General features: G+C 69.8%; 24 protein-coding genes and 1 riboswitch. Of the genes, 16 read left to right on the top strand and 8 right to left on the bottom strand.

Going from position 1 to position 23013, the window contains the following annotated elements; genetic code table 11:
• Window positions 1–53: 53 nt before the first annotated feature.
• On the top strand, window positions 54–1388 hold the full coding sequence (gene aptA, locus ACSFBC_RS21845; RefSeq protein WP_435512446.1) for an omega-aminotransferase AptA: 1335 nt from the start codon (window positions 54–56) through the stop codon (window positions 1386–1388).
• A gap of 10 nt (window positions 1389–1398) precedes the next feature.
• Here aptA and ACSFBC_RS21840 read toward each other — a convergent pair whose 3' ends face one another.
• On the bottom strand, window positions 1399–2223 hold the full coding sequence (locus tag ACSFBC_RS21840) for a ChaN family lipoprotein (RefSeq protein WP_435512445.1): 825 nt from the start codon (window positions 2221–2223) through the stop codon (window positions 1399–1401).
• 56 nt (window positions 2224–2279) lie between these two features.
• Here ACSFBC_RS21840 and ACSFBC_RS21835 point away from each other — a divergent pair, with 56 nt between their 5' ends.
• Entirely contained in the window at window positions 2280–3347 is a 1068-nt protein-coding gene (locus ACSFBC_RS21835; protein ID WP_435512444.1) for an AbrB family transcriptional regulator, read from the top strand.
• A gap of 13 nt (window positions 3348–3360) precedes the next feature.
• On the opposite strand, the gene ACSFBC_RS21830 is transcribed toward ACSFBC_RS21835, so the two are convergent.
• Entirely contained in the window at window positions 3361–3639 is a 279-nt protein-coding gene (locus ACSFBC_RS21830; RefSeq protein ID WP_435512701.1) for a BTH_I0359 family protein, read from the bottom strand.
• Window positions 3640–3746: 107 nt separating this feature from the next.
• Window positions 3747–4877, bottom strand: coding sequence for a DUF3108 domain-containing protein (locus ACSFBC_RS21825; RefSeq protein ID WP_435512443.1), 1131 nt, complete (start codon window positions 4875–4877; stop codon window positions 3747–3749).
• 106 nt (window positions 4878–4983) lie between these two features.
• On the opposite strand from ACSFBC_RS21825, the gene ACSFBC_RS21820 reads away from it, so the two are divergent.
• The gene (locus ACSFBC_RS21820) at window positions 4984–6066 is read left to right on the top strand and encodes a fumarylacetoacetate hydrolase family protein (protein WP_435512442.1); all 1083 of its coding nucleotides are present in this window, start codon (window positions 4984–4986) and stop codon (window positions 6064–6066) included.
• Window positions 6067–6072: 6 nt separating this feature from the next.
• Here ACSFBC_RS21820 and ACSFBC_RS21815 read toward each other — a convergent pair whose 3' ends face one another.
• Window positions 6073–6855: a helix-turn-helix transcriptional regulator gene (locus ACSFBC_RS21815; RefSeq protein ID WP_435512441.1), complete on the bottom strand. Its 783-nt coding sequence runs from the start codon at window positions 6853–6855 to the stop codon at window positions 6073–6075.
• Between the two features lie 88 nt (window positions 6856–6943).
• On the opposite strand from ACSFBC_RS21815, the gene ACSFBC_RS21810 reads away from it, so the two are divergent.
• The 3 genes from ACSFBC_RS21810 to ACSFBC_RS21800 are packed head-to-tail and all read left to right on the top strand — an operon-like array spanning window position 6944 to window position 9874.
• Window positions 6944–8668 (top strand): FAD-dependent monooxygenase, encoded by a 1725-nt coding sequence (locus ACSFBC_RS21810; protein ID WP_435512440.1) that lies wholly within the window; start codon window positions 6944–6946, stop codon window positions 8666–8668.
• Entirely contained in the window at window positions 8665–8892 is a 228-nt protein-coding gene (locus ACSFBC_RS21805) for a hypothetical protein (protein WP_435512439.1), read from the top strand. The genes ACSFBC_RS21810 and ACSFBC_RS21805 overlap by 4 nt, the downstream gene beginning before the upstream one ends.
• Before the next feature lie 4 nt (window positions 8893–8896).
• The gene (locus ACSFBC_RS21800; protein ID WP_435512438.1) at window positions 8897–9874 is read left to right on the top strand and encodes a Bug family tripartite tricarboxylate transporter substrate binding protein; all 978 of its coding nucleotides are present in this window, start codon (window positions 8897–8899) and stop codon (window positions 9872–9874) included.
• 28 nt (window positions 9875–9902) lie between these two features.
• Here the strand turns inward: ACSFBC_RS21800 and ACSFBC_RS21795 are convergent, their stop codons facing one another.
• Both ACSFBC_RS21795 and ACSFBC_RS21790 read right to left on the bottom strand, forming a co-directional pair.
• A complete protein-coding gene (locus ACSFBC_RS21795) occupies window positions 9903–11066 on the bottom strand; it encodes a toxin-antitoxin system YwqK family antitoxin (RefSeq protein ID WP_435512437.1) in 1164 nt (387 codons plus the stop codon).
• Between the two features lie 60 nt (window positions 11067–11126).
• Entirely contained in the window at window positions 11127–11540 is a 414-nt protein-coding gene (locus ACSFBC_RS21790; RefSeq protein WP_435512436.1) for a VOC family protein, read from the bottom strand.
• Between the two features lie 119 nt (window positions 11541–11659).
• On the opposite strand from ACSFBC_RS21790, the gene ACSFBC_RS21785 reads away from it, so the two are divergent.
• The 5 genes from ACSFBC_RS21785 (at window position 11660) to ACSFBC_RS21765 (ending at window position 15638) form a co-directional block, all read left to right on the top strand.
• Window positions 11660–12601, top strand: a complete 942-nt coding sequence (locus ACSFBC_RS21785) for a TraB/GumN family protein (protein WP_435512435.1) — start codon at window positions 11660–11662, stop codon at window positions 12599–12601.
• 11 nt (window positions 12602–12612) lie between these two features.
• Entirely contained in the window at window positions 12613–12990 is a 378-nt protein-coding gene (locus ACSFBC_RS21780) for a DUF2946 family protein (protein WP_435512434.1), read from the top strand.
• A gap of 123 nt (window positions 12991–13113) precedes the next feature.
• Complete coding sequence (locus ACSFBC_RS21775; protein ID WP_435512433.1) at window positions 13114–13608, top strand: copper chaperone PCu(A)C; 495 nt, start codon at window positions 13114–13116, stop codon at window positions 13606–13608.
• 62 nt (window positions 13609–13670) lie between these two features.
• Window positions 13671–14333: a PhaM family polyhydroxyalkanoate granule multifunctional regulatory protein gene (locus ACSFBC_RS21770; RefSeq protein WP_435512432.1), complete on the top strand. Its 663-nt coding sequence runs from the start codon at window positions 13671–13673 to the stop codon at window positions 14331–14333.
• Between the two features lie 39 nt (window positions 14334–14372).
• Window positions 14373–15638, top strand: coding sequence for an FIST signal transduction protein (locus tag ACSFBC_RS21765; RefSeq protein ID WP_435512431.1), 1266 nt, complete (start codon window positions 14373–14375; stop codon window positions 15636–15638).
• Between the two features lie 13 nt (window positions 15639–15651).
• Here the strand turns inward: ACSFBC_RS21765 and ACSFBC_RS21760 are convergent, their stop codons facing one another.
• Complete coding sequence (locus tag ACSFBC_RS21760) at window positions 15652–16875, bottom strand: FAD-dependent oxidoreductase (protein ID WP_435512430.1); 1224 nt, start codon at window positions 16873–16875, stop codon at window positions 15652–15654.
• A 77-nt stretch (window positions 16876–16952) separates the two neighbouring features.
• Window positions 16953–17059: riboswitch (glycine riboswitch) on the bottom strand.
• Window positions 17060–17252: 193 nt separating this feature from the next.
• Window positions 17253–17987 (bottom strand): helix-turn-helix domain-containing protein, encoded by a 735-nt coding sequence (locus ACSFBC_RS21755; protein ID WP_435512429.1) that lies wholly within the window; start codon window positions 17985–17987, stop codon window positions 17253–17255.
• A gap of 100 nt (window positions 17988–18087) precedes the next feature.
• Here ACSFBC_RS21755 and ACSFBC_RS21750 point away from each other — a divergent pair, with 100 nt between their 5' ends.
• From ACSFBC_RS21750 to ACSFBC_RS21730, 5 genes are all read left to right on the top strand, one after another.
• On the top strand, window positions 18088–18927 hold the full coding sequence (locus ACSFBC_RS21750; protein WP_435512428.1) for a hypothetical protein: 840 nt from the start codon (window positions 18088–18090) through the stop codon (window positions 18925–18927).
• Window positions 18928–18938: 11 nt separating this feature from the next.
• A complete protein-coding gene (locus ACSFBC_RS21745) occupies window positions 18939–20855 on the top strand; it encodes an MFS transporter (protein ID WP_435512427.1) in 1917 nt (638 codons plus the stop codon).
• 8 nt (window positions 20856–20863) lie between these two features.
• Window positions 20864–21499: a phosphatase PAP2 family protein gene (locus tag ACSFBC_RS21740; RefSeq protein ID WP_435512426.1), complete on the top strand. Its 636-nt coding sequence runs from the start codon at window positions 20864–20866 to the stop codon at window positions 21497–21499.
• Window positions 21500–21658: 159 nt separating this feature from the next.
• Window positions 21659–22117: a hypothetical protein gene (locus ACSFBC_RS21735; protein ID WP_435512425.1), complete on the top strand. Its 459-nt coding sequence runs from the start codon at window positions 21659–21661 to the stop codon at window positions 22115–22117.
• A 71-nt stretch (window positions 22118–22188) separates the two neighbouring features.
• Entirely contained in the window at window positions 22189–22992 is an 804-nt protein-coding gene (locus ACSFBC_RS21730) for a DUF2145 domain-containing protein (RefSeq protein ID WP_435512700.1), read from the top strand.
• Window positions 22993–23013: the final 21 nt, after the last annotated feature.

Below are 23013 nucleotides of genomic sequence, written 5' to 3'. Positions count from 1 at the left end.
CGCGGTGCCAGAATGTGCTTTTCCTTCTCACGCACGCCTCAGCAGGAGTGACCATGGCTCAGAACGATTTCAACATGGACAACCAGTGGTTGCCCTTCACCCCCAACCGCGCCTTCCAGAAGGACCCGCGGGTCTTCGTGGCCGCCGACGGCATGGAATTCACCACCCACGACGGCCGCAAGGTGATCGACGGCATCTCCTCGCTGTGGTGCGTGGGCGCCGGCCACAACCGCAAGCCGATCAACGAGGCGATCAAGAAGCAGCTCGACACGCTCGACTACGCCACCGCCTTCCAGATCAGCAACGACAAGGCGTTCAAGGCGGCCGAGATGATCGCGGCGCTGGCCCCGGGCGACCTCAACAAGGTGCTGTTCTGCAATTCGGGCTCCGAGGCGGCCGACACCTCGATGAAGGTGGCGCTGGCCTACCACCGCGCGCGCGGCGAAGGCCATCGCAACGTGTTCATCGGGCGCGAGAAGGGCTACCACGGCGTGGGCTTCGGCGGCATGTCGGTGGGCGGCATCCCGGGCAACCGCAAGGTGTTCGGTTCGGCCTTCCTGCCGCGCGTGGACCACATGCGCTTCATCCACGACCCGGTGAACCACGCCTACATCCACAACCAGGAACCGGTCTGGGCCGAGGACCCGTTGCTCGAACTCGAGCAGCGCATTCTGCCGCTGCACGACGCGAGCAACGTGGCCGCGATCATCGTCGAGCCGGTGGCCGGTTCAGCGGGCTGGTACCTGCCGCCGCAGGGCTACCTCAAGCGCCTGCGCGAGATCTGCGACAAGCACGGCATCCTGCTGATCTTCGACGAGGTCATCACGGGCTTCGGCCGCATGGGCACCCACTTCGGCGCCGACTACTACGGCGTCGTGCCTGACATGCTGAACTTCGCCAAGTGCGTGACCAACGGCGTGATCCCGATGGGCGGTGTGATCTGCCGCGACAAGCTGTACGACGCGATGATGAAGACCGACGCGCCCGAGCACGTGGTCGAGTTCTTCCACGGCTACACCTACTCGGGCCATCCGGTGGCGGCCGCCGCGGCCATCGCCACGCTCGATCTGTTCAAGCAGGAGAACCTGTTCGCGCGGGCCGGCGAGATGAGCCAGGTGCTGGGCGATGCCTTCCACAGCGCGTTCAAGGGCCTGCCCAACGTGATCGGCATCCGCAGCCTGGGCCTGGCAGCGGCCGTGGAGCTGGCGCCGATCGCCGGCGCCCCGGGCAAGCGCGCCTACGACATCTTCGTCGACTGCTTCCACAAGGGCGCGCTGGTGCGCCCGGCGGGCGACGTGGTGGTGATCGCGCCGCCGTACATCGTCGAGAAGTCGCACATCGACACGCTGGTCAACACGCTGGCCGACGCGATCCGCAAGGCGGCCTGAGACTTTCCTTTCAAGGACGCGCGGGTGCCTTGACGCCCGCGCAGTAGTCCTTCTCGGGCAGGGGCGGCGTGCGCCAGGTGGCGTCGTAGCTGCGGTCGTCATCGGCCGTGGCCGCCGCGAGCAGCCGCACGCTCGCCACCTTGAAGTCGCTCGGCAGGTGCTGCGGCACACCCAGCGGCCGCAGCACATGGCCGGCACCGGCGATCAGCAGCACCGTCCGGCCGGGCTGGCGCGCCTTGATCACCGCCTGCGCCATCGCGCGGTCGCGGGCGATCTGGATGCGCGTCATGGGCCCGATCTGCGATTCGGGCAGCAGGCCGCAATGACCGCTGCGCACCGCCTCGCGCTGGGCCGCGCGGGCCGCGTCGCTCAACTGCGCGTCGAGCGACACGTCGGCCATCGCATCCTTCATGCGCCCACGCGGCAGGTTGGCGCCGATCACCGGCACGCCGGCCCGCACGGCCGCCATCACCGCCGGCCCGTAGGCAGCCCAGGGCCAGGCCTTGTCGTTCCATCGCAGCGCCGTCTGCACCTGGGCGTCGTCGGCGCTGGCGGGCAGATGGGTGGTGTCGTTGCCTGCCTCGGCCATCTCCAGCGCGAGCGTGGCCAGCCGCCCACGCGAGGCCAGCGCCTCGACCGTCTCGCGTTCGATCGCATGGTGCTCGGCGGCGTCGTGCTGTTCGCCGAGCAGCAAGGCATCGACAGGCAGCAGCGCGGCCACCTTGCGGTCCACCGGCGCGTCGTCGGCGGGCGGGAAGAGGGTGCAGGCGGACAGCGCCACGACAGCGCTCAGGAGGACGGCGCAATGCCGGACGAAGGAAAGGCGGACAGGCATCGGGCGATACTACGCGTGGCGTGCGGCGCCCGGCCGCCATCTCCTGTCGCCTACCTTTGCCCGCTTCCTTCCGTTTTCCGCTGCGCGTGGTTGCCACGCTGCTGCTCGCGCTCGCCGCCGCGGGCGTCTGCCTCGCGCTGCACACGCCCCTGCCCTGGATGATCGGCCCGTTGCTGGCCGTGTCGCTCGCGTCGATCGCCAATGCGCCGACCGCCAGCGCCACGGTGCTGCGCAACACCGGGCAATGGGTGATCGGCGGCGCGCTGGGCCTTTATTTCACGCCGCACGTGGTCGCGCTGGTGGCGAGCATCTGGTGGGCGATTGCGTTGGCCATCGTCTGGGCCTTGCTCGCGGGCGGGCTGTTCGGCCTCTGGCTCGAACGCGGACACGGGCCCCGGATGCCCTACGTGCCCAAGCGCTCCATGAGAGCCACCGCTTACTTTTCCGGTGCGATCGGCGGTGCGTCGGAGATGACGCTGATGGCCGAGAAGGTGGGCGCGCGCACCGATCTGGTGGCCGCGGCGCACAGCCTGCGACTGGTGATCGTGACCATCGCCATTCCCTTCGCGATGCAGTGGAGCGGACTGCAGGGCCTGGAAATCAACCCGCCCTCGGTGCGCGACGTGCAGTGGGGTGGGTTGGCGTTGCTGGCACTGGCCACCGGTGCCGGCGCCTTGCTGATGCGCGCCACCGGTCGCAACAACCCGTGGTTCATCGGGCCCTTGCTGGTGGCGATCGGTTTCACCGTGAGCGGCGTGCAGCTGTCGGCCGTGCCGCCATGGCTGTCGAACGGTGCGCAATTGGTGATCGCGGTGAGCCTGGGCGTGCGCTTCAGCCGCGAGTTCCTGCACACCGCGCCGCGCTGGCTGCTGAGCGTGGCCTGCGGCACGCTGGTGCTGATCGCGGTGTGTGCAGGCTTCGCGTTCCTGCTGGCGTGGGGCACGGGCCTGCATCCGGCCACCATGATCCTCGGCACGTCGCCCGGCGGCATCGCCGAGATGTCGATCACGGCCAAGGTGCTGCAGCTGGGCGTGCCGGTGGTGACGGCCTTCCAGGTCTGCCGGCTGGTGGCCGTGCTGCTGCTGGTCGGGCCGATGTACGGCTGGCTCTACGAGCGGCGCTGACGCCGCGTCGGGCTCAGTGGACCAGCACCGGGTTCTGCGCGAGTTCGGCGTAGCCTTCGAGCGTGTCCTCGACCTCTTCCTGCGTCGGCGTGTTGAGCTGCCAGGCGGTGATCTGCTGCTGGAACAGCTCGGCCCAGGAGCCGTCGAGGTAGACCTCCTTGCCGGAGCGCTTGTCGACGATCTCGAAACCATGACGCGCCAGCACCGGCACATGCGGCGCGACCGGGGCGTCGTCCTCGGTGGGCTGCACGTGCACGACGACGAAGGACTCCGAGTCGTAAAGCATGTTCATGGCGGATCCCGTGAGGATGTCGATGGCGTTCATGGAAGGTTAGATAGCATTTAACGCGCCAGTTTCAAGACCGACGCGTTTTTCTTCTGGCCAAGCCATTGTGGGATTCAGTTCGCCGCCGCCGGGGCGAGCCGTTCGCGCAAACGCATGTCGGCGAAGTCGCCGTTGGGCTGGGTCAGCAGAATCCGCACCGGCAAAAAGCCCAGCGCGGGCGCCAGCCAGAGTTCGACCTTGTCGTCGTAGGGGTAGCGCGGGTTGCGCGTGAGCTTGCGGGCGATGAAGTCGCCGCCCGGCAGCCGCAGGTATTCCTCCTCGCCGATCTTGAAGATCCAGATGTCGGCATCGCGCGGCCCCGCGGTCTGCACCGCGATCGCGCCGTCGGTCGGGTAGCGTGCCGGGTCGCCAGCGAGCAGCGCGCCGAGCTGCAGGATCACGCTCAGGCGGTCCTGCGCGCCCGGCATCAGCGGCACGCTGGGCGCGTTGTTGCTGAACACGATCTGGCCCTGGTCGCGCACGAAATGCGAGGCCACCTCGGTCTTGCGGGTGTCGGAAAAACGGTCAGGTGCGATGCCCGCGGGCCCGATGCGGCCAGTGCTCTGCTGGGTGCGCAGGGTCTTGAACAGGAAGCTCAGCGACAGCCGCGCCTCGTAGGCCTGGCCATCCTGCTGCCAGCTGAGTTCGCCGAAGACGCCGCTCAACGGGGCCACGCCTTGTTGGCCGGTGACGGCGAACTTGAGCCGGACCGCACCGGGAATGGCCAGCGGCGGCGGGACCTCGGCGGGCGGAGGGGGAGGCGGGGGCGGTGGCTCCGGTGCGGCACTGGCCGCAGCCGAACTCGTGTCGCTCGCGGGAGCCGCTGAATTGCCGGGCGCGGCCGGGGCGGCAGGCGCCTCCGGCCCGGGCTCGGGTTCTGCCTTGATCGCCTGCGGCACGGGTGCCGCTGCGGGCGCCGGACGCGGCTTCGCCGGCTTGGGGCGGGGTGCTGCGGGCGGTGGCGCAGGGACAGGGGCCGGGACGGGCTTCGGCGCCTCCGCCACGGGGGGCGGCGCGATCACGATCGTGCGGGTGATGAAGCGCTCGGCCGGCGTCGGCGCGTCCGATGTGTTGCCCAGCGGAATGGCGCCCAGCAGGGCCAGATGCGCGGCCGCCACCACGGCGCTCACCAGCAATGGCGTGCGCCATGCGGTGCGCTCGGCCGGCATGGGGCCGGCGGCGGGGAAGGGGGCGGACGTCGGCATCAGCGTCATCAGGTATGGACCGGTCGGCGCGCCGGAGGTTCACCTCGGTACACTGCCGCCGTTCCACCAGTTTAGTAGCGAGGCCGCACCCGGGCCCGCCGCCACCATGAAACTCGCCACCCTCAAGGACGGCTCGCGCGACGGCCAGCTCGTCGTCGTCTCGCGTGATCTCTCGCTCGCCCACTACGCCACCGGCATCGCCAGCCGCCTGCAGCAGGTGCTCGACGACTGGGGCTTCCTGAGCCCGCAGCTGCAGGACCTGTACGACGAGCTCAACAACGGCCGCGCCCGCCACGCCTTCCCCTTCGACCCGGCCCAGTGCATGGCGCCGCTGCCGCGCGCCTACCAGTGGGCCGACGGCTCGGCCTACATCAACCACGTCGAGCTGGTGCGCAAGGCGCGCAACGCCGAGGTGCCCGAGAGCTTCTACACCGACCCGCTGATGTACCAGGGCGGCAGCGACGACTTCATCGGCCCGACCGACGACGTGGTGGTGCCCAGCGAAGCCATGGGCATCGACTTCGAGGCCGAGATCGCGGTCGTGACCGGCGACGTGCGCATGGGCGCTTCGCCCGAGCAGGCGCTCGACGGCATCCGCCTGGTGATGCTGGTCAACGACGTGAGCCTGCGCAACCTGATCCCGGCCGAACTCGCCAAGGGCTTCGGCTTCTTCCAGAGCAAGCCGGCCACCGCCTTCAGCCCGGTCGCCGTGACGCTCGACGAGATCGGCGAGGCCTGGCGCGACGGCCGCGTCCACCTGCCGCTGCAAAGCACCTGGAACGGCCGCAAGGTCGGCCTGTGCGACGCGGGCGAGGAGATGACCTTCCACTTCGGCCAGCTGATCGCCCACATCGCCAAGACGCGCAACGTGCGCGCCGGCAGCATCGTCGGCAGCGGCACCGTGAGCAACAAGGGCGTCGAGCGCAAGGACGGCGGCATGGACTGGCCCAAGGGCTATTCGTGCATCGCCGAGAAGCGCTGCATCGAGACGATTCAAGACGGTCAGCCCAGCACAGAGTTCATGCGCTACGGCGACACCATCCGCATCGAGATGAAGGGCCTGGACGGCCGCTCGCTGTTCGGCGCGATCGACCAGGAGGTCGTGGCGCCGGGGGCGCGCGAGCGGGCGGCCGCGGAGGCGCTCAAGGCGCAGGCGTTGGCGCGCAGCCAGGCGGCGGCCGAGGGCTGATCGTCTTCATGTGGGGCTGCCACCGCTGCGCAGCAAATCCCTCAACGACCCGATCCCCAGCCGTCGGAACGCCCGGTACTGATGCGTGCGCACGGTCGTGAGTGCGATGCCCATCTCGCATGCCGTGGCCTTGGCCGTGCGGCCGGCCAGCAGATGCCCGACCACTTCGCGTTCGCGCTGGCTCAGTGCGAGCAGGCGCGGCGCGAGCGCGGGGTCGGCGGTCTCGCGGGCGACGACGGCGCTGCGGCCGTGCGCGGCGGTCGCGTCGGCCAGCAGTGCGGCGTGCGCTTCGAGCTGCGCGAAGTCGCCGGCATCGAACTCCGGCTGCGCCAGGCTGCGGTAGAAGCTCACGGCCGCGCGCTGGCCCGTGGGCAACAGCAGCAGCACCGATGCGCGCTCGCGGATGCCGACCTCGCCGTAGCAGGCGGCGCGGTAGACCGCATCCTCGAGTTCGTCGCCGCGGTGGTGGCCGATCCAGCGCTGCGCCTGCTTCGGCCGCACGCGCGCTGCCAGCCACACCATGTGCGGATCGAGCCGGTCGAAGCGCTCGGCGATGTAGCGCGCGGCCGTGCGTTCGGCGGTGTTGCCGTAGCTGCTGGCCGCCGACACCGTCTCCAGCGTGCCCGACGCGCCGACCGCGAACACCGTGCAGAAGGTCGCGGGCAGCACGCGCTGCATGGCCGCGAGGCAGTGGGCGGCGAGCTGCGGCGTGCCGATGCCGGCAAGCACGTCGGAGATCACAGCGGGCGCGATCGGCAGGTCGGACGAGGGGACGCGCCAGCGTTTCATGGGAAGGGAAGGGGCCGAAGACTAGGGTAAATGCCTCGTACGAAGTTACGACACCGCGCGACCGATGTCATCGGGAGAATCCCCTTGCATGAACACCGCAGCCACTGCCCCTTCTTCGCGTCCCGGCGATGCCGCCAGCGGCCCCGTCCCGCCGCGCGCGGCCGACGGCGCGCTGCCGCCCTCGGTCGGCAGCTTCCACTACACGCGCTACGCGCCGCGCACGCCTGTGCTGCAAGAAGGGCGCGAACCCGGCGTGCATCCGGTGCTGATCGCAGGCGGCGGGCCGGTCGGCATGGCGCTCGCGCTCGGGCTGGCCAACCATGGCGTGCGCAGCGTGCTGATCGAGGCGGACGACACGGTGTGCGTGGGCAGCCGCGCGATCTGCGTGTCGCGCCGCAGCCTGCAGATCATGGAACGGCTGGGCGCGCTGCCGGGCTTCCTGGCCAAGGGCCTGCCGTGGTCGGTCGGGCGCAGCTTCTACAAGACCGACGAGGTGTTCCGCTTCGAGATGCCGCAGGACGCGCGGCAACCGCTGCCGCCGATGGTGAACCTCGCGCAGTACGACATCGAGCAGAGCCTGCTCGACGAGATCCAGCGCCGCAATGCGCGGCAGCCCGGGCTCATCGACATCCGCTGGGCCACCGAGGTCACCGCGCTCGCGCAGGACGCCGAGGGTGTGACGCTTGGCGTGCGCCACGGCGACGCGGCCTACACGCTGCAGGGCCGCTGGCTCGCGGCCTGCGACGGCGGTCAGAGCTTCGTGCGCAAGACGCTCGGCCTGTCGCTCGAAGGCGCGGCCTACGAGGGCCGCTACGTGATCATCGACATCGAACTGCCGAGCACCTACCCGACCGAGCGGCGCGCCTGGTTCGATCCGCCCTGGCACCGCGGCGCGACCGTGCTGATGCACCGCCAGCCCGACGACATCTGGCGCATCGACTACCAGTTGCGCGCCGGCCAGCGCACCGAGGACGCGATGACGCCCGAGGCGATCCGCGAATTCGTACAGCGCCACCTCGATGCGATCGGCGAAGGCCACCTGCCGTGGAAGACCGTGTGGTCTTCGGTGTACCGCGCGGGTGCGATGACGCTGGCCGACTACCGCCATGGCCGCATCCTGTTCGCGGGCAACGCGGCGCATGCGATGCCGATCTTCGGCGTGCGCGGGCTCAATTCGGGCTTCGACGACGCCGACAACCTGGCCTGGAAACTGGCGGCGGTGGTGGACGGTGTCGCGGGCGAGGCGCTGCTCGACAGCTACTCGCAGGAGCGCATCGAAGCCTTCCGCATCAACGCCGAGAACGCCATGCGCAGCACCGAATTCATGTCGCCGCCGTCGCGCGGCTTCGACCTGATGCGCGAGGCGGCGCTGTCGCTGGCCGGGGCGCACCGTGACATCGCACAGCTCGTGAATCCGCGCCAGACCGAGGCGGTGCGCTATGCGGCGTCGGCGCTGTCGAGCGCGGGCGATGCCTTGCCCTCGGGCCCGTTGCCGGGCGAGGCGATGTCCGGTGGCGTGGACGTGAACCTGTCGGCGTTCACGCTGCTGGTGCTGGCGCCCGAAGGCGTGGCCGATCCGGTCGATGAAGCCGCGCTCGAGCAGGCGCAGCAGGTCGTGGGGGGGCGGCTGCAACTGCGCCGCCTCGATGCCGATGCCGCGCTGTTCGATGCCCTGGGCGCGCAGCAGGGTGCGGCCTACCTGCTGCGTCCCGATGGGCATGTCGCGGCACGCTGGCGCCGTGTGCCCCCCGGTGCGCTCACGGCCGCCCTGCGTCGCGCCCTGTGCACCATCGAAACCGAAAGCCAGCCATGAGCACCGCCTTGCATCCCGAAGCCCGCGACCGCCTCTACGCCGCCTGCGCGCGCGCCATCACCGAAGCCGGACCCGAACGCGAGTCGCTGTTCCTGGCGCGGCTCACCCTGCTGCTGTTCGAACAGGTCGGCGACGAAGCGCGCTGCAGCGATGCACTGGCGCACGCGCTGCGGGACCTGCCCGTACCATCGCTGTCTGCCCTCATACACACAAACGGAGATTGAATCCATGGACCGTCGTACCCTCCTGGCCACGCTTGCATCGGGCGCCGCCGTCGCGGCCGCGCCCTTCGTTCGCGCGCAGTCGGCCTATCCCGAACAGATCATCAAGTGGGTCGTGCCGTACCCGGCCGGCGGCGGCACCGACGTCATCGCGCGCACGCTGTCCGAGGCCATGCGCCAGACGCTGGGCCAGCAGATCGTGATCGACAACCGCCCCGGCGCCGCCACCAACATCGGCGCCGACCTGGTGGCCAAGAGCAAGCCCGACGGCTACACCATCCTGTCGGCCGACAATGCGGTGCTGGCCTTCAACGAGCACCTGTTCGGCAAGCTGCCCTTCAATCCGCAAAAGGACTTCAGCTACATCGGCGCGATCGGCAAGTTCCCGCTCGCCTTGGTGGTGCACCCCGACTTCCCGGCCAAGGACTTCAAGGAGTTCCTGGCCTACGTGAAGGCCAACCCCGGCAAGGTGAATTACGCGTCGCCGGGCAACGGCTCGCCGCACCATCTGGCGATGGAGCTGTTCAAGAACCGCACCGGCACCTTCATCACGCACATCCCCTACCGCGGCGCGGCGCCGGCGATGGCCGACGTGATGGGCGGCCAGGTGCCGTGCATGTTCCTCGACCTGGCCTCGGGCCTGCCGATCATGCAGAGCAACAAGGTGCGCGTGCTGGCCATCGGCTCGGGCGTGCGCAGCAAGCTGCTGCCCAACGTGCCGACGCTGGCCGAGGTGGGCGTGCGCGACAGCGAGGTGTTCGCGTTCCAGGGCCTGCTGGGCCCGGCCGGCCTGCCGGCCAACGTGGTGAGCAAGCTCAACGGCGATCTCAACAAGGCCTTCACGACCGCCGCGGTGCAGAAGCGCTTTGCCGACATCGGCATGGAAGCCATGCCCGGCACGCCCGAGCAGTTCTTCGGCCTGGCGCGTGCGGAAGCCAGGCGCTGGGGCCCGGTGATCAAGGCCGCGGGCGTCAAGCTGGATTGAATCGACGCCGGTCCGCGCGAAGCCGGCGCTACTTGGCGTAGGCCTTGCGCGAGCCGTCCTCGAAGACTTCGTCGTCGCGGTCGGGCTGGCCGTTGGCGTCCCAGGTGCGCTCGCGCGTGACGCGCCCCTTGTCGTCGTAGTTGGACTCGCTGATCACGCGGCCCTGCAGGTCGAAGCGCCGGTGCAGGCCCACCGCGATCAGCCGCCCGCGCGGCGCGGGGGCACCGAAACGGCCCTGCGCGGCGCGCTGGCCGTTGTCGTGGAACTCGGTGATGTCGGCCACGCGCGCCGCGCCGTCGCCGCTGTAGACGGTCTTGCTGCGCGGCTGGCTGTTGAGGTAGTAACTGTCGTCGCTCAGCGCCAGGCCGGCGGGCGTCCAACGCTGCTCGCGCACCAGCGAACCCTTCTCGGAATACTCGCTCTCGTGCTGTTTCAGCGCGCTGCGCTCGGCGATCAGCGAAACCAGCTCGTAGCGCTTGATGCCTTCGGACGAGAAGCGCCGCTCGGTGCGCTGGTTGCCGCTGAGCTCGTCCACCGACTCGGGCTTGCCGTTGTCGTAGAGGCGTTCGCTGCGCACCCGCTTGCCCGTCGTGAAGGACATCCGGGCGCGCAGGCCGCCCTTGGCGTCGAACAACTCGACCTGCGAGGGCTGGGGTCCGACGAAGCCGCACAGGCGCGCATCGTCGAATGCCGGCGCCAGCACCGGCCGATCGGCGCAGCGCAACGCCGAGAGCTGGCCGGTGGTGCTGAACTCGGCCGCCGCGCGCTCGCCGCCGGGGTCGGCGTAGAAGGCCAGGCGACGCAACTGGCCGTTGGGGTGGAAGCTGCGCACCAGTCCGAGTTCGTGGCCGTCGTCGTAGGTCGCTTCGCGCAGCACCCGGCCGTCGGGATAGAGCTCGCGTGCGCGTCCGTGCAGGTTGCCCTTGGCGTTGACGCTCTGCTCCTTGGCCAGCTTGCCCTTGTCGTAGTAGCGCACGATGCCCATGAAGACACCGTTGCGCAGTTCCTGCTCGCGCTGCAGTTCGCCGCTGTCGCGGTCCTTGCAGCGCATCAGGCCGGTCTTGCCCTGCGTGGTGTAGCCGTTCGCAGGATTGACCGGGGCGCCGTTGAGCTCGCAGTCCTGCACCGCATGCGCGGCGCCTGCCAGTCCCATCAGGACCGACATCCAGGCCATCTGCGTGCGTGCGTTCATGCGTTCATTTCTCCAGCGCCGGCGACCTGAGGTCGCGAATCGTCGTCTCGGGCGCCATGGCTACTTGTCGTAGAGCGCGGCAAAGGAGCGGAAGCCCTTGACCTCGATCGGGTTGCCGAAGGGGTCGCAGAAGAACATGGTCCATTGTTCGCCCGGCTGCCCTTCGAAGCGCACCTGCGGCTTCAGCACGAAGTCGGTGCCGGCGGCTTCGAGGCGCCCAGCCAGCGCGCGCCAGTCGGGCAGTTCGAGCACGATGCCGAAGTGCGGCATCGGCACCATCGCATCGCCGACGCGCCCGGTGCGCGTGGTGGCGAAGGGCTCGCCCAGGTGCAGCGAGAGCTGGTGACCGAAGAAATCGAAGTCGACCCAGGTCTCGGTGCTGCGGCCTTCGGTACAGCCGAGCACGTCGCCGTAGAAGCGGCGCGCACCGTCGAGGTCGCGAACGTGGAAGGCGAGGTGAAATATGCTCTGCATGGGGCCAGCATAGCCGCCTTGTAACCAGATCCATACTTCGACCCCCGGGGAAGACCATGCGCCTGCAGCGCCATTTCCAGCCACCTCGGTGCCCAGGCGCCAGGCGCTTCTTCCGACAGATGGCTGCCGCTCTGCTGGTCTTCGGCATCGCCGGCGCGGCGCTGGCGGCAGATGCGCCGGCCGTCTGCGTGCCCGCGGCCACGGCCTCATGGGACGAGGTGCAGAACGCCTCGAAGCAGGCGCAGGACCGGGGCTTCCTGTGGCGCCTCGAGAAGGGCGGCCACACCTCGTGGCTGTACGGCACCCTGCATGTGGGCAAGCCGGCCTGGGTGCATCCCGGCAAGAAGGTGGGCACGGCGCTGCGGCAGAGCGAGGTCATCGCGCTGGAACTCGACCTGTCGGACCCGGCCACGCTGGCGGTGTTCGCCGCGCCGCTCGATGCCGCCGCCGTGGCCCGCATCCTCACGCCCGATCGCCAGCGCCGGCTCGACCGCCAGATCGCGATCGCCTGTCTGCCGGCCGATGCGCTGGCGCGCCTGCGGCCGATCCTGCAAGCCAGCACGCTGGCCGGACTCGCGGTGCGCCACCAGGGGCTGTTCGCGGAATGGGGCAGCGAGCATTTCCTCGGCCTGCACGCCCGCAGCCAGGCCAAGCCGATCGTCGCGCTCGAGGATGCGCGCACGCAATTGCGAGCGCTGGCGGGGGACAGCGAGGCCGACGAGATCGCGCAGGTCGACGAGATGCTCGACGAACTCGAGTCCGGGCAGGCGAGCGCGCTCGGCGCCGAACTCGCCGAGGTCTGGGCTTCCAGCGACTGGCAAAAGCTGTCCGACTACCGCCGCTGGTGCGACTGCGTGAAGACGCCGGCTGACGAGCGCGCGCTGAAGCGGCTGCTGGACGACCGCAACCCCGGCCTGGCGGACGGCATCGCTCGCCTGCATGACCAGGGACGCCGCCTATTCGCCGCGGTTGGCGCGCTGCACATGGTCGGGCCGAAGGGCCTGCCGGCCGTGCTGGCGGCCCGGGGCTTCCGCGTGACGCGGCAGGTGCCGGCGCCATAATCGCCGCTTCCATGCCTGCCGTCCTGCGCCACGTCCTTCGCCTCTGCCGTCTCGGCGTGCTCGGCCGTTTCGTGCTGTGGGGTTTCGTGCTGTCGCTCGGTGTGGCCGCGGCATCGCCGCTGGTGCAATCGCAGGCGCTGGAACTCGTGTGCTCCGGCGTCGGCACCGTGAAGATGGTGGTTCACACGATCGACGGCCTGCAGGAGGTCGGCGCGAGCCACATCGACTGCCCGCTGTGCCTGCCGGGCGGGGCGCCGCCGCAGGCCGCGTCGCAGCGGCCGGGGCCGGTGCTGCTGCCCATTGGACGCCTGGTGCGATCGGTCGAGGCCACGCGCGTGGCGCTCGCCGCCGCGCCGCTGCCGGCCCGCGGGCCGCCGCTTCGCGCCTGATCCGTTTTTCCGTCTTTTCCGCGCCGGTGCCTGCCGCTCGCGCGAGACACCGCAGGCCCTGCACCGCAGACCGCCGCCGCCCGTTCGACCCCCGACGTTTTCCTGTCTCCAAGGAGTTTCCGCATGACTTTCATCACCCCCTTTCGCAGCGCCGCAGCCTGCATCGCCATCGCAGCCAGTGTTTCGGCCTGGGCCCAGACGGCCGCGCCGGTCGACGTGCAGGACGCCTGGGTCCGTGCCGCCGTGCCTGGACAAAGCGGCACCGGCGCCTTCATGAAGCTCACGGCCCACGAAGGCCTCAAGCTGGTCGGCGCGACCACGCCGGCCGCCGGTGTGGCCGAAGTCCATGAAATGAAGATGGAGGGCGACACCATGCGCATGCGCGGCGTGTCCGGCGTCGAGCTGCCTGCGCACCGCACGGTCGAACTCAAGCCGGGCGGCTATCACCTGATGCTGATGGACCTGAAGCAGCCCATCGTCAAGGACGCGACCTTGCCGATCACGCTGCAGTTCGAGGACGCCAAGGGCGCCAAGAGCACGCTGGCGCTGAACGTGCCGGTGCGCAGCGTCGCTCCGGGTGCCGCCGCCGGTGCTGCGGCACCGGCCCACCGCCACTGAGGGGGACCGCCGCGCGCCAGCGGCCTGGGGTAAGCTGGCGCCCACCACTGCCGGAGACAGCCATGAGCGACGCGAATTCCCCTTTTGCCTTCAGTCAGTTCGTTCCCGGCTTCGACTTTCTCAAGGGGCTGGCCGGCAACGCAGCCTCCGGTGGCGGCACCGCCACCGGCATGCCCAGCCTGTCGAACTGGGTGGCGCCGACGCTCAGCGTCGAGGAACTCGAAAAGCGCATCCAGGAGCTCAAGACGGTGCAGTACTGGCTCGAGCAGAACGGCCACGCGTTGAAAGCGACGATCCAGGCGCTCGAGGTGCAGAAGATGACCTTGTCGACGCTGCGTGGCATGAACGTGCAGATGGAAGACCTGGCCAAGGTGTTCACCCGGCCGGCGGCGACGGCGACCGAGTCGGCCGTCGCTTCACCTTCCCCTGCGCCTGCGCCTGAACCGGCGCCCGCCCCCGCCGCCGAGGCCACCGACGAGAAAGCATCCGCGGCGCCAGGCGTGGTCGATCCGCTGCAGTGGTGGAACGCGCTGACGCAGCAATTCCAGCAGATCGCCAGCACCGCGATGCAGGAGGCGGCCCACGCCAAGATGCCGGGCGCGACACCGACACAGCCGCACGCAGCGAAGCCGGCGACCAGGAAGGCGCCCGCCCGCAAGACCGCCCCGCGCAAGGCCGCGGCCAAACCTCCCGCCGCAGCCGCGCCCCGGCGCGCGCGCGGCTGAATCCCTTCTTTTCTCTCTCCAGGACCCCGGACCGCGCGCATGAAGCTTTTTCCCACCGGCCACGCCACCCATCCGCAATGGCGGATGGCGGCAGGCCTCGCGCTCGCGCAGTTGCGCGCGCAGATGGCGCTGCCCGACTACGCCGCCGCCCCCACGCTGGGCCTGCTCTACATCACCGACCACTATGCGGCCGAGGCGCAGGACATCCTCGACCACCTCGGGGCCGAATTGCCCGAAATCACCGACTGGTCGGGCACCGTGGGCTTCGGCGTCGCGGCCAACAATGCCGAGTACTTCGACGAACCGGCGCTGAGCGTGATGCTGTGCGCGCTGCCCAGCGACCAGTACCGCGTGTTCTCCGGCGTGGCGCCGCTGGGCAGTTCGGAGATGAGCGGCTTCGAGGCGCACACGGCGCTGGTGCATGCCGACCCGGGCACGCCGGAACTGGCCGAGCTGGTCGGCGAGATGGCCGGGCGCACCGACACCGGCTACCTCTTCGGCGGCCTGTCGTCGGGGCGCCGCGGGGCGCTGCAGTTCGCACTGGGCGGCAACGGCAACATCCGCGGCCACGGCGCGGCCCGCGGCGTGTTCTCGGGCGGCATGTCCGGCGTGGTGTTCAGCGAAGGCGTGCGGCTGGTGTCGCGCGTCACGCAGGGCTGCGAGCCGGTGTCGCGCGAGCGCGAGATCACCGAGGTCGACGGCAACCTGCTGCTTCAGCTCGACGGCGAGCCCGCGCTCGACGTGCTGCTGAACGACCTGCAGATCTCGCTCGAGGCGCCGCAGGAGGCGATCGAGGTGGTGCGCGCCACGCTGGTCGGGCTGGTCGACGCCGGCAGTGACGGCATCCGCCGCACCGGCGACCTCGGCGCCGACGTGCTGGTGCGCCACATCATCGGCCTCGACCCGACGCGCCGCGGCATCGCGATCGCCGACACGGCCGAGGCCGGCATGCGCATGAGCTTCTGCCGGCGCAGCCCTCAGGCCGCGCGTGCCGACCTGATGCGCATCTGCGCCGAGATCCGCGAAGAGCTCGAGCCCGAGGAGCAGACGCTGGCCACGGCCCGCGCGGTCGCGGCCGGCGAGGCCGAGGCCGCGCCGCATCCGGCGCGCCGCATCGCGGGCGCGGTGTATGTGAGCTGTTCGGGGCGCGGCGGCGCGCATTTCGGTGCGCCAGGCGCGGAGATGCAGATCGTGCGGCATGCGCTGGGCGATGTGCCGCTGACCGGCTTCTTCGCCGCCGGCGAGATCGCCCGGCACCACGTGTACGGCTACACCGGCGTGTTGACGGTGTTCGTCGCCGACTGAGCCCGCCCGGGGCTCAGCCCTTGGCGAAGGCGAATTCGACCTCGGGCAAAAGCCCGCTCACGATGCGTGCGATCGACTTGCCCGCGCCGCAGGTGTTGACCCAGCCCTGCGCGCCAGGGGCCGTGTTGAGAAACAGGTTGCGCAGCGGCGTGCGGCCGATCAGCGGCATGCCGCTGGCGCTGCGCGCGTGCAGCGTGCTGGAGAACTCGGCGCGCGAAGGGTCGACCACGCCCGGCAGCAGGGTCTCGACCCGCGCCAGCATGCGCGCGAAGTGCGCCGAGTCGGGGAGATCCTGCGCGTCGGTGGCGAGGCGAACCATGCAGCACACGCGCAGCCGTTCGCCCTCCGGGGTCTCGATGCGCCGGATGCGCAGGCGGCCTTGCCGGTCGTTGAGCATTACCTGCGGCGCCCGTGCCATGTCCTGGATCGGCACCACCATGACGTACTCGCGCATCCGCCGCAGCGGCATGGCGATGCCCAGCGCCCGCGCGTGGGGGACGCTGCCCGTGCCCAGCGCCAGCACGTACGCATCGGCGCGCAGCCTGCTGTGCTCGCCGTCGGCATTGGCCAGTTCCACCTGATCGATGCGGCCCTCGTGCGCATGCAGCTTGATCACCGAGTGGTTCATCAGGAAGCGCACGCCGGCGGCGCGGCACATGAAGGCGAGGCTGGCCGCGAACGCCGCCGGGTCGCGCGAGATGTCTTCGTGGGTGTACGCAGCGCCGGCGAGCTGGCCGTGCAGATGATCGAGCGAGGGTTCGATGCCGATGGCCTGATCGGGCGACAGCAGCTGCAGCGAGCAGCCCAGCGCCTGCAGCCGGCCCACGTTGTGCGTGAGAGCCTCGAAGGCCTTGGCATCGGTGTAGACGCGCATCCATCCGGCGCTGCGCAGGTCCTGCGACACGCCGGCTTCCTTGCGCAGCTCGTGCACCGTCTGCCGGCTGTAGGTGGCGAGGCGCACCATGTGCTCCAGGCGCGCGGCCGGCCGGTGGCGCACACCGGTCAGGTAGCCGGACACGCGGCGCAGACGGCGGCGCAGGCCGTCGATTGCCGTGCCGCACAGGCTGCGCGCGGGCGGCGGCGCCGGCGGCGCGCGCAGGGGGGCGCTGGCCATGCCGCGGGCCTTGGCGGCAGGTGCCGCATGACGGTCGATCACCGTGACCTCATGGCCGAGCTGCTGGAGGTAATAAGCCGAGGCGACGCCGAGAAGACCGCCGCCTAGAACGATCACGCGCATGGTCCGATTCCTTGTGGGAAGGCACAAACGGCGGACCGCCGCACTTCGCAGTGCGGGCCAGGTCCGGGGTTCAGGTTGCCGCTCCCTCTGTCCTGGGTACCTGAGAGATTCGCCCGCTGCGCCTTGCAACGGGTTTGCTCCTTCGGTGCATCGCGCGGGGCGATGGCTCTTCAGACGGCGAATCGAAATGAGGCAGTCGTCGAACCGGCTGGGCGGTTCACCTCGGCGTTCATGGGAGTTTGCGCGTGCGGTGGGGCCGGAGACCCTCTTTTCTGCAGAAATAGGAGTTTACCCGTCTTGACAAAATAAATAAATCTGCATTCGATATAGGTCGAATATGAATCGAAACATGCGGCATCGGCGCCACATGCCGATTTTCAATTGCGGCGCAGGCGGGTGAAGGCCTCGAATTCCCAGTTGCGCATGCCCAGCAGCAAGGTGTAGCCCTCCCGGTCGTCGGGCGAAAGCTTCTGATCGGTCTGGTGCTGCTGGGCGAAATCCTGCGCCACGCGTTGCAGCCGTTCGAGGAAGGACGGCGCCAGCGCCCGGCTGATCGAGCCATGCACCAGCAGCAGTCCCTCTGCCGGCCCGTCGAAGCCGCCGCTGTAGTAGTCGAGCACGACGTTGTCCCGGAAGAAGTTCATCACCGGCCCGTGCGGGCGCCAGCGGAAGGTCTTGGCCAGCTTGAGCCGGTAACGGTTGAGCGGCCGCAGCTCGATGATGCCGATGCGGTCGAGCTGGGCGAAGCAGGTGATGCATTCGGCCTCGCTCAGGCGGTAGGCGCCGACGATCTGCTCCAGCGTCCACTGGCTCAGCACGCTGATGGCGACCAGGATCAGCTTCTTGTCCCGCACCACCGCCTTTTCCTGTTCGAGCGTGAGTTCGCGCAGCAGCGGCTGGGCGTCGGCCACACGCCGCGCGAGCTCGGCAAAATCCATCTTGAGGGCGCGGCAGATCGCATCGACCCGGCTCAGCGGCATGTCGGACTTGGCCAGCATGCGCTTCACGCTGGACTCCGCCATGCCCAGCGACCGGGCCAGATCGGCATAGGTCATGCGGGCGTTCTTCAGTTCGTTCTTCAGGGCCTGAACCAGATCGACAGTGGTGCTCATGGGTGAGAGGGTATTACAGGACGATACCGAATGGGCTCGATCGATGAACCGTATCGATTTTCGATGCCAGGAAAACACCGCAGACGCCTAGATTCGAGCCATGAACCGATCTTTTCGCCGCTTCTTCCCCGCGCTCGACGGCCGCGAACGTGCGCTGCTGGCCGTGCTGCTGCTGGGCGTGCTCGTGGCCGCTCTCGGGCCGGCGCTGCCGGACCCGATGGCGGGCGCCGGCTTTGCCGACGGCCGCCACTGGCTGGGCCTGCCCCATGCGATGGACGTGCTGAGCAACCTGCCGTTCGCGCTGCTGGGTCTCTGGGGCCTGGTCCGGCTGCACCGCCTCCAGGCCTCGCCGGCTGGCGAGGCCGGCCCGCGGCGTTGTGCGCAACTCTTCTTCGCGGGCCTGGTCTTCACCGCCGCCGGCTCGGCCTTCTATCACCTGCATCCCGATGCCTTGCGGCTCACGGCCGACCGCCTCGGCATGGCCGTCGCGTTTGCCGGCATGGTCGGGCTGGCGGTCGGCGAGCGCGTCGGCCGGCGTGCCGGTTGGCCGGCGGCCTGCGCCATGCTCGTGGCCGGCGGGTGGGCGCTGGCGGTCTGCCACCTGCGCGGCGACGTGCTGCCCTGGGCCGTGCTGCAGTTCGGCGGCATGTTGCTGGTGCTCGGCCTGGCGCTGCTGCGGCCGGTGCCGGGCGCGCTCGGCCTCCGGCTCGGGCTGGTCATCTGCTGCTACGGGTTGGCCAAATTGCTGGAGCTCGGCGACGAGGTGATCTACCAGGCCACCGGCCAATGGGTGTCGGGCCACAGCCTCAAGCACCTCGCGGCGGCCTGCGCCGCATGGCCGGCCTTGCAGATGCTTCATGCATGGCGGCAGGCCCCTGCGGCACAATCCACGCGCAGCCGCCCTGACGGCCTGAGGAGCCCGACAGGGACATTCGAATGACAGCACCCGCCATGGCATCCGACGCCCACGCCAACCAGTTCGCCCTGCTCAAGCAGCGGCGCTTCGCACCCTTCTTCTGGACGCAGTTCGCGGGCGCGGCCAACGACAACCTGTTCAAGTTCGCCTTCACCGTGATGGTGACCTACCAGCTGCAACTGAGCTGGATGCCGCCGGCCATGGCGGGCCTTGTGATCGGCGCGCTGTTCATCCTGCCCTTCCTGCTGTTCTCGGCCACGGCCGGCCAGCTCACCGACAAGTACGACAAGACGAAGATCATCCGCTTCGTGAAGAACCTCGAGATCGCGATCATGGTGATTGCGGCCTGGGGCTTCTTCCGCGCCGATGCGGTGCTGCTGCTGGCCTGCGTGTTTCTCATGGGGCTGCACTCCACGCTCTTCGGCCCGGTCAAGTTCGCCTACCTGCCGCAGGTGCTGGCGGCGCGCGAGCTCACTGGCGGCAACGGCATGGTCGAGATGGGCACCTTCGTGGCCATCCTGCTGGGCCAGGTGGCGGGCGGCCTGCTGGTGGCGCTGCCCCAGATCGGCCACACGAGCGTGGCCGTGGCCTGCGTGCTGCTGGCGCTGGTCGGCCGCGGCGTCGCACAGGCGATCCCGACGGCGCCGGCCACCGACCCGCAGCTGGTCGTCAACTGGAACCCCTTCAGCGAAACCTGGCGCAACCTGAAGCTGGCGCGCGGCAACATCGTGGTGTTCCGCTCGCTGCTGGGCATCTCGTGGATGTGGTTCTTCGGCGCGGTCTTCCTGAGCCAGTTCCCCAGCTTCGCCAAGGAGGTGCTGCACGGCAACGAGCAGGTCGCCTCGCTGCTGCTGGTGGTGTTCTCGGTCGGCATCGGCATCGGCTCGCTGCTGTGCGAGACGTTGAGCCGGCGCCAGGTCGAGATCGGCCTGGTGCCGCTGGGCGCGATCGGCATGAGCGTGTTCGCGATCGACCTGTACTTCGCCTCGCGCGGCCTGCCGGCCGGCCCCGAGATGGGCCTGGGCGCCTTCCTCGCGCAGTCCGCGCACTGGCGCGTGATGGCCGACCTCGGGCTCTTGTCGCTGTTCGCCGGGCTCTACAGCGTGCCGATGTATGCGCTGATCCAGCTGCGCAGCCAGCCCACGCACCGGGCTCGCATCATCGCGGCCAACAACATCCTCAATGCCTTGTTCATGATCGCCAGTTCGGTGATCGCCGGTGCGTTGCTCGGGGCCGGCTTCACCATCCCGCAGATCTTCCTGTTCACCGGCATCGCCAATGCGCTGGTGGCCTTCTACATCTTCATGCTGGTGCCCGAGTACCTGCTGCGCTTCGTGGCCTGGGTGCTGTCGCGCTTCATCTACCGCTTCGATCTCCGGGGCGAGGAGCACATCCCGGCCGAGGGAGCCGCCGTGCTGGTGTGCAACCACGTGAGCTTCATCGACGCGGTGCTGCTGATGGCGGCGAGCCCGCGGCCGATCCGTTTCATCATGGACCACCGGATCTTCCGCGTGCCGGTGCTGGGCTGGCTGTTCCGGCTGGCCAAGGCGATTCCGATCGCGTCGCAGAAGGACGATCCGGCCGCCTACGAGCGCGCGTTCGCACAGGCCGTCGAGGTGCTGCGCGAAGGCGACCTGCTGGCCATCTTCCCCGAGGGCGCGATCACCAGCGACGGCACGTTGCAGCCCTTCAAGGGCGGCATCATGAAGATCCTCGCCGGGGCGCGCGCCGCGGGCGTCGAGCCGCCGGTGATCCCGATGGCGCTGACCAACCTCTGGGGCTCCTTCTTCAGCCGCGTCGAAGTGCGCGAGGGCAAGAACGTGGCGATGGTGCAGCCCTTCCGGCGCGGCCTGTTCAGCCGGGTCGGCCTGCACGTGGGCACGGTGGTGGCCGCGCGGGAGACGACGCCCGAACTGCTTCAGTCGCGCGTGAGCGGGCTGCTTTCGGCTTGATGGCGGGCTTGCTCGACACCGTTCCCGCGGACGCCTGGCGCGCCTTCACCTGGCTGGGCGACAGCGCGCTGATGCTGCCGCTGTCCCTGCTGCTCGCGCTGGGGCTGTGGGTCTCACGCGACGGACGCCGGGCCGCTTTCGCATGGTGCCTGGCCTTCGGCGCGGGCGGCGGCCTGATCCTGCTGAGCAAGCTGGCCTTCATGGGCTGGGGCATCGGCAGTGCACGCTGGGACTTCACCGGCTTCAGCGGCCACACGGCGATCGGCACCAGCGTGTGGTCGGTGCTGCTGTGGCTGGCCAGCGCACGCGGCTCGCCACGCACCCGCGCCCTCGCGGTGGGCGCCGGCTGGTGCCTGGGTGCGGCCATCGGCATGTCGCGGCTGGCCCTGCATGCGCACTCGGTGTCCGAGGTGGTGGCCGGCCTGTTGCTGGGCATGGCGGTCAGCCTCTGCTTTCTCTGGCTGGCACGTCGCCGCGCGCCGCCGCGTCTGCCCTGGGTCGCCTGGCTGGGCGGGCTGCTGCTGCCCTTGCTGTTCCTGTCGCCGGGCCGGCCCGCGGCGACACAGGGGGTGCTCGAAGCCATGGCCATTCGGCTGGCAGGCATCGAGCGACCCTTCACGCGCAGCGATCTCCAGGCGCTCTGAGTCTGCGAAATCCCGCAAAAAGTATCGAATTCCGGTACTTATAGCCTCCTGACGTGGAACCGGTGCATCGATCTGCGCCTGGACGGGGAACGCTCGCCCATCATTCGCGCTCTTTCTCGGGGCTTCCTCTTCTTTCCTCCTTTCCTTCGAAAGTCATTCATGAACAAACAACGGGTCCTGGCCTGGATGAGCGCTGGTGCGATCGCCGTATCGCTTCTCTCTCCCTTGTCGGTGCACGCGCAAAGCGAAACTTCGGCTGCGCTGTCCCTGATGCCCGTGGCCTCCGTGGTGGGGGCCGCATCGGCCGCCGGTGGCGCGGTCGGCGCTTCGGTCGCACTGCCCGCCGCGCTGTCGGTCGGCGGCTCGGTGCTGACCGTGGTCGCGGTCGAAGCCTCGGTCGACGGCATCACCTACGTGCTGGCGCGAGCCTCCGACGGCGCACGCGCGAGCATCCGGGTGGCGGGCCGGGCCGTGGGGGGCGCTTCGGCGGTGGTCGGCACGGCGGTGACGGTCGGCGTGATCGCCTCGGGCGTGGTGCTCTCGGCCGCGGGCGAAGTGCTGGCCTTCGTGCCCAACGCCATCGGCCGCGCGCTGCTGCACAACGAAAGGCTGGTGTGAATTCGCAGATGCGCGATCTCTACAGGCCCGACGGAGAAGCCCGGGTGCCGCGCTGGCAGCGCAAGCTGCGGATGGCGCTGCGCATCCTGGCGCTGGCACTGGCGGTGTGTCTTGCGGGGGCCTTCCTTTTTCCCATGCGGGCGCATGCGGGCCGTTCCTGCGAACAGGCCCGACCGACGCCGGACAACGTGGCCAAGGGCATGCAGCTGGCCGAGCGCACCTCGCAGGCGCTCGATGCCAGCGGTGCGCGCGTCGTGCTGCTGGCGCGTGCCGGCCAGGACCTGACGCGCTACGGCCTGCAGTGGTCGCACCTCGGCCTGGCCTACAAGACCGAGGCCGGGCCGTGGCGCGTGGCGCACAAACTCAACCAGTGCGGCACCGCGGTCGCCGGCGTGTACCGCCAGGGCCTGGGCGAATTCTTCCTCGACGACCCCTGGCGCTACCAGGCCGCCTGGTCGGTGCCGACGCCGGCGGTGCAGTCGCAATTGCTGGCGCTGCTGGAAGCGCGGACCGACAGCCTCGTGCGGCTGCACACGCCGGCCTACAGCATCGTGAGCTATGCCTGGGCGCAGAAGTACCAGCAGTCCAACCAGTGGGCGCTGGAGACGCTGGCCGCCGCGATGGAGCCCGGCACCATCCGCACCCGCGCGCAGGCCCAGGCCTGGTTGCAGTTCAAGGGCTACGAGCCGGGCGTGCTGGCGCTCGGGCCGCTCACGCGGCTGGGGGGGCGGGTCAGCAAGGCCAACGTGGCCTTCGACGACCATCCCAACGACAAGCGTTTCTCGGACCGCATCGAGACCATCACGGCCGATTCGGTGTTCGCCTGGCTGCAGCGCAGCGGGCTCGGCGCGGCACCGGTCACACTGGCGCTCTGAAACGGGGTCACACCTCCTGAA

Source organism: Variovorax frigidus, from assembly GCF_051216515.1.
GTDB lineage: Bacteria > Pseudomonadota > Gammaproteobacteria > Burkholderiales > Burkholderiaceae_C > Variovorax.
This window is presented reverse-complemented; position numbering and strand designations above follow the sequence as displayed.

What these genes read in the sequence shown, in the direction of transcription:
- ACSFBC_RS21790 (WP_435512436.1), bottom strand. Translation starts at nt 11,540, where the DNA reads ATGCAGAGCATATTTCACCTCGCCTTCCACGTTCGCGACCTCGACGGT.
- ACSFBC_RS21840 (WP_435512445.1), bottom strand. Translation starts at nt 2,223, where the DNA reads ATGCCTGTCCGCCTTTCCTTCGTCCGGCATTGCGCCGTCCTCCTGAGC.
- ACSFBC_RS21805 (WP_435512439.1), top strand. Translation starts at nt 8,665, where the DNA reads ATGAGCACCGCCTTGCATCCCGAAGCCCGCGACCGCCTCTACGCCGCC.
- ACSFBC_RS21770 (WP_435512432.1), top strand. Translation starts at nt 13,671, where the DNA reads ATGAGCGACGCGAATTCCCCTTTTGCCTTCAGTCAGTTCGTTCCCGGC.
- ACSFBC_RS21800 (WP_435512438.1), top strand. Translation starts at nt 8,897, where the DNA reads ATGGACCGTCGTACCCTCCTGGCCACGCTTGCATCGGGCGCCGCCGTC.
- ACSFBC_RS21820 (WP_435512442.1), top strand. Translation starts at nt 4,984, where the DNA reads ATGAAACTCGCCACCCTCAAGGACGGCTCGCGCGACGGCCAGCTCGTC.
- ACSFBC_RS21780 (WP_435512434.1), top strand. Translation starts at nt 12,613, where the DNA reads ATGCCTGCCGTCCTGCGCCACGTCCTTCGCCTCTGCCGTCTCGGCGTG.
- ACSFBC_RS21815 (WP_435512441.1), bottom strand. Translation starts at nt 6,855, where the DNA reads ATGAAACGCTGGCGCGTCCCCTCGTCCGACCTGCCGATCGCGCCCGCT.
- ACSFBC_RS21750 (WP_435512428.1), top strand. Translation starts at nt 18,088, where the DNA reads ATGAACCGATCTTTTCGCCGCTTCTTCCCCGCGCTCGACGGCCGCGAA.
- ACSFBC_RS21760 (WP_435512430.1), bottom strand. Translation starts at nt 16,875, where the DNA reads ATGCGCGTGATCGTTCTAGGCGGCGGTCTTCTCGGCGTCGCCTCGGCT.
- ACSFBC_RS21785 (WP_435512435.1), top strand. Translation starts at nt 11,660, where the DNA reads ATGGCTGCCGCTCTGCTGGTCTTCGGCATCGCCGGCGCGGCGCTGGCG.
- ACSFBC_RS21830 (WP_435512701.1), bottom strand. Translation starts at nt 3,639, where the DNA reads ATGAACATGCTTTACGACTCGGAGTCCTTCGTCGTCGTGCACGTGCAG.
- ACSFBC_RS21745 (WP_435512427.1), top strand. Translation starts at nt 18,939, where the DNA reads ATGGCATCCGACGCCCACGCCAACCAGTTCGCCCTGCTCAAGCAGCGG.
- ACSFBC_RS21755 (WP_435512429.1), bottom strand. Translation starts at nt 17,987, where the DNA reads ATGAGCACCACTGTCGATCTGGTTCAGGCCCTGAAGAACGAACTGAAG.
- aptA (WP_435512446.1), top strand. Translation starts at nt 54, where the DNA reads ATGGCTCAGAACGATTTCAACATGGACAACCAGTGGTTGCCCTTCACC.
- ACSFBC_RS21735 (WP_435512425.1), top strand. Translation starts at nt 21,659, where the DNA reads ATGAACAAACAACGGGTCCTGGCCTGGATGAGCGCTGGTGCGATCGCC.
- ACSFBC_RS21775 (WP_435512433.1), top strand. Translation starts at nt 13,114, where the DNA reads ATGACTTTCATCACCCCCTTTCGCAGCGCCGCAGCCTGCATCGCCATC.
- ACSFBC_RS21795 (WP_435512437.1), bottom strand. Translation starts at nt 11,066, where the DNA reads ATGAACGCACGCACGCAGATGGCCTGGATGTCGGTCCTGATGGGACTG.
- ACSFBC_RS21730 (WP_435512700.1), top strand. Translation starts at nt 22,189, where the DNA reads ATGGCGCTGCGCATCCTGGCGCTGGCACTGGCGGTGTGTCTTGCGGGG.
- ACSFBC_RS21765 (WP_435512431.1), top strand. Translation starts at nt 14,373, where the DNA reads ATGAAGCTTTTTCCCACCGGCCACGCCACCCATCCGCAATGGCGGATG.
- ACSFBC_RS21810 (WP_435512440.1), top strand. Translation starts at nt 6,944, where the DNA reads ATGAACACCGCAGCCACTGCCCCTTCTTCGCGTCCCGGCGATGCCGCC.
- ACSFBC_RS21825 (WP_435512443.1), bottom strand. Translation starts at nt 4,877, where the DNA reads ATGCCGACGTCCGCCCCCTTCCCCGCCGCCGGCCCCATGCCGGCCGAG.